Annotated in this window: 4 protein-coding genes; all 4 read left to right on the forward strand. The window is 53.5% G+C overall.

Annotated elements, in window-relative coordinates:
• On the forward strand, nucleotides 1-581 hold a 581-nt coding region (locus ACOSYY_RS07830), incomplete at its 5' end, for an AAA-type ATPase lid domain-containing protein (protein WP_421661709.1).
• Nucleotides 582-694: 113 nt separating this feature from the next.
• Nucleotides 695-1,099, forward strand: a complete 405-nt coding sequence (locus ACOSYY_RS07835; protein WP_421661710.1) for a hypothetical protein — start codon at nucleotides 695-697, stop codon at nucleotides 1,097-1,099.
• 180 nt (nucleotides 1,100-1,279) lie between these two features.
• Nucleotides 1,280-2,500 (forward strand): HD-GYP domain-containing protein, encoded by a 1,221-nt coding sequence (locus tag ACOSYY_RS07840; protein ID WP_421661711.1) that lies wholly within the window; start codon nucleotides 1,280-1,282, stop codon nucleotides 2,498-2,500.
• Nucleotides 2,501-2,706: 206 nt separating this feature from the next.
• Complete coding sequence (locus ACOSYY_RS07845) at nucleotides 2,707-2,880, forward strand: hypothetical protein (RefSeq protein WP_421661712.1); 174 nt, start codon at nucleotides 2,707-2,709, stop codon at nucleotides 2,878-2,880.
• The last annotated feature ends 155 nt before the right edge of the window (nucleotides 2,881-3,035 follow it).

Here is a 3,035-nt window from a genome sequence, read left to right on the forward strand (position 1 = left end):
CCATCGATCCCTTGGGAGATACCCGCAGCTGTAAGGTCAACATCCGCGTCATTGCCGCCACGAATGAGGATCTGCTTGCCCATATCAAGGCCGGTCGTTTCCGCCTCGATCTGTACTATCGGTTGAACGCCTATCAGCTACGCATCCCCCCTTTGCGTGAACGGCTAGAAGATATCGAGCCCATTCTCTTGATTTTCTTGGAGCGGGCCAAGCAGGAACGCGGATGCCGTATTAAGGCCATCGCCCCGGCGGCCCTTGCTGTCCTTCAAAACCACGATTGGCCTGGAAATGTACGCGAGCTCCACAATGTCGTCGAATGGCTGACAATCACATGTAAAGCAGAGATCATTCAGGCTGCTCATTTACCGGCATCGGTGAAAACCGCTCCCCCGATCAATTCTCTAGGCCAGAGCCCCAAGCCGTCGTTACTGGCCTTCGGGCTGTCGTTTCAGGACATGGAAAAACAGATGCTCGAAGAAGCGTTGCGAAAATCTTCAGGGAATGTCTCGGAAGCCAGTCGACTCCTCAAAATGACGAGGAACACGCTACGCTACCGCATGGCCAAATATCACCTCCAATAAGAGGTCATTATTGAAAGCAATCTTGCATGAGACGCTTGAATGCAAGGTGTTCCCATGCATGCTGTTCGGTTACACAGTGACGGTGGACAGGACTTTTTAACCTAGAGGGAATCATGGATCTCGTTCGACTTGCCGTCGCCGGTAGTCTTGTCGTACTGCAATATGCTTGTGCCATGAACCAGCCCTTGTCCGCGCCGCATGGCAGCAATGCCACCGCCGCCAGCCACAATGCTGACGGCATTGCTCATTATGAGATGGAACAGTGGTCGATCGCCAAGGATCATTTCCTGTCCGCTATCGAGGCTGACCCGAATCTCGCCGAGGCCCACTTCAATCTCGGCCTCGCGTTCAATAAACTGGATCTTCAGTCGGAAGCCACAACCCATTTCAAACAAGCGGCTGAACTGGCACCTGCCAACAATGCAATCGTCCAATCACAGGCCTATCGAAGTCGCACGGCTCCTCCCTCACCCTCCAGCTACGGCACAGGTGGCTATGGGGGAATGGGAGGATATTAGTGCATATCCAGGTTAACCGGCGGAGATGCGATTCCTGTTCAACTGCCGGCGTCTCACCCTAATACCTGCTCAACTCCAGAAATCTCGATGATATGTCGGCAGTGACGCGATAGTTGTTTAAGATTTCTTGGGAGCGAACCGATATCGCTTACCGGAGAATCCGTCTCGACCGATATTGTCATGAACAAACGAATTGGCATCGACGAATTGCAGCCGGGCATGCTGGTTGAAAAGCTCGATCGGTCCTGGCTGGATACGCCGTTTTTCCGGCACAAAATGACGATCACCTCGCGCCAACAAATCGCCCAGTTGAAATCCTGCGGGGTACGGACTCTGATCGTGAGCCTTCATGCGGATGAGATTGCGGACACACCGGAAGCGGAGTCGAACATCGCCGCTGACATTGCGCGACCGGCCATGGAAGGCACGGCATCGGTGCGGTCGATCGTTCCGTTCGAGGAAGAGTTGCATGCCGCCAGGCAAGTATATCAAGCCGCCAAGACGATCGTGCAGAACGCGATGCATGACACGCGGCTTGGGCGAGCCATCGACGTTGAGTCCGTCCGACAGGTTGTATCCGACATGACCGACAGCGTCTTAAGGAATTCTGATGCCCTCACGAGTTTGTCGAGACTCAAGCGATTCGACGAATATACCTTTTATCATTCCGTCAACACCGCGTTGCTCGCCATGTCCTTGGGGCGCAGGCTCGGGTTCGACCGATCGGCGTTGCACTTGGCCGGCGTCGGAACGCTGTTGCATGATATCGGCAAAATGAAGATCCCTCTCGAAGTTCTGAACAAGTCCGGTCGCTTCGAAGCCCATGAAATGGAGATCATGAAACAGCACGTGCTCAGGGGCGTCGAGGTCTTGAACAGCACGACCGGCTTGGGAGATTCATACATACGGCCTGCGCTTGAGCATCACGAGCGAGTGAATGGGGTCGGCTATCCGCATCGGCGGGCGAAACAAGACATCAGTCAGTTTGGTTTGATTACCGCTGTCGTCGATGTCTACGATGCCATGACGAGTGATCGATGCTACCACAAGGGGAAGCCTGCTCATGAAGCCCTCCAATTTCTCTATCGTCTCTCGCTGGAAGGCCATCTCGACTCGACGTTAGTCCAACGATTCATCCAGGTTGTCGGGGTCTATCCGGTTGGATCAGTCGTAGAGTTAAGTACCGGTGAAATCGGCGTCGTCAAACAGATAAACCATCATGCGCCGTTGGCGCCGTTGGTATTCCTGGTGAGGAGCGAAGGGAACACATTACTCGCTCGTCCGAAAGAGCTGGATCTCTGCGGACAAATAGAACAACCGCATCGAAACATCGCAGCCATCCTGTATCCACACCAAGTCGGTATCGATCCGACCGACTATCTGGACAAGAAAGCGGCATAGACATTCTCATCGCAACTACCTTCCCGCTCTCACATTGACAAAACATTGACGACTCAACCCTTCCGCACTGTCAATTTTCTGGAAATACTCTACTCAGCTTAACTACGTAATCATCAAATCATTGAAATACTGGAATATGACAAATTGGTGCAGCTCTTGCTTAACTTTTCCCTCAGCTGTGAATGTAGCCACCTGAGGAGGGATCAATGGAATGTCCGAAGTGCAAGGGGATGATGATGTTGGACCGATTTTCTGATTTCTTTCTCGTGTTCTATGCATGGAAATGTTTCAACTGCGGCGCCATTATTGACCGCACCATCTCCAACAACCGGAGAAACAGTCTGGTTGCCCGAAAGTCCCAGGCCGTCGCCACCCATTAACCGACGACCACTCGGCTCGGCCCACAATCCCGTAGGGACACCCGATGGCAGTGAAGGCTGATCACAGGGATTCCCTTACGCCGTCGTGTAGCTCACCGACACGAAGGCCTGGACCTGCCCCTCCGAGAGGGCACCTTCACTAACGGCCGGGTACG

The sequence above is a fragment of the Nitrospira sp. BLG_2 genome, assembly GCF_049222245.1.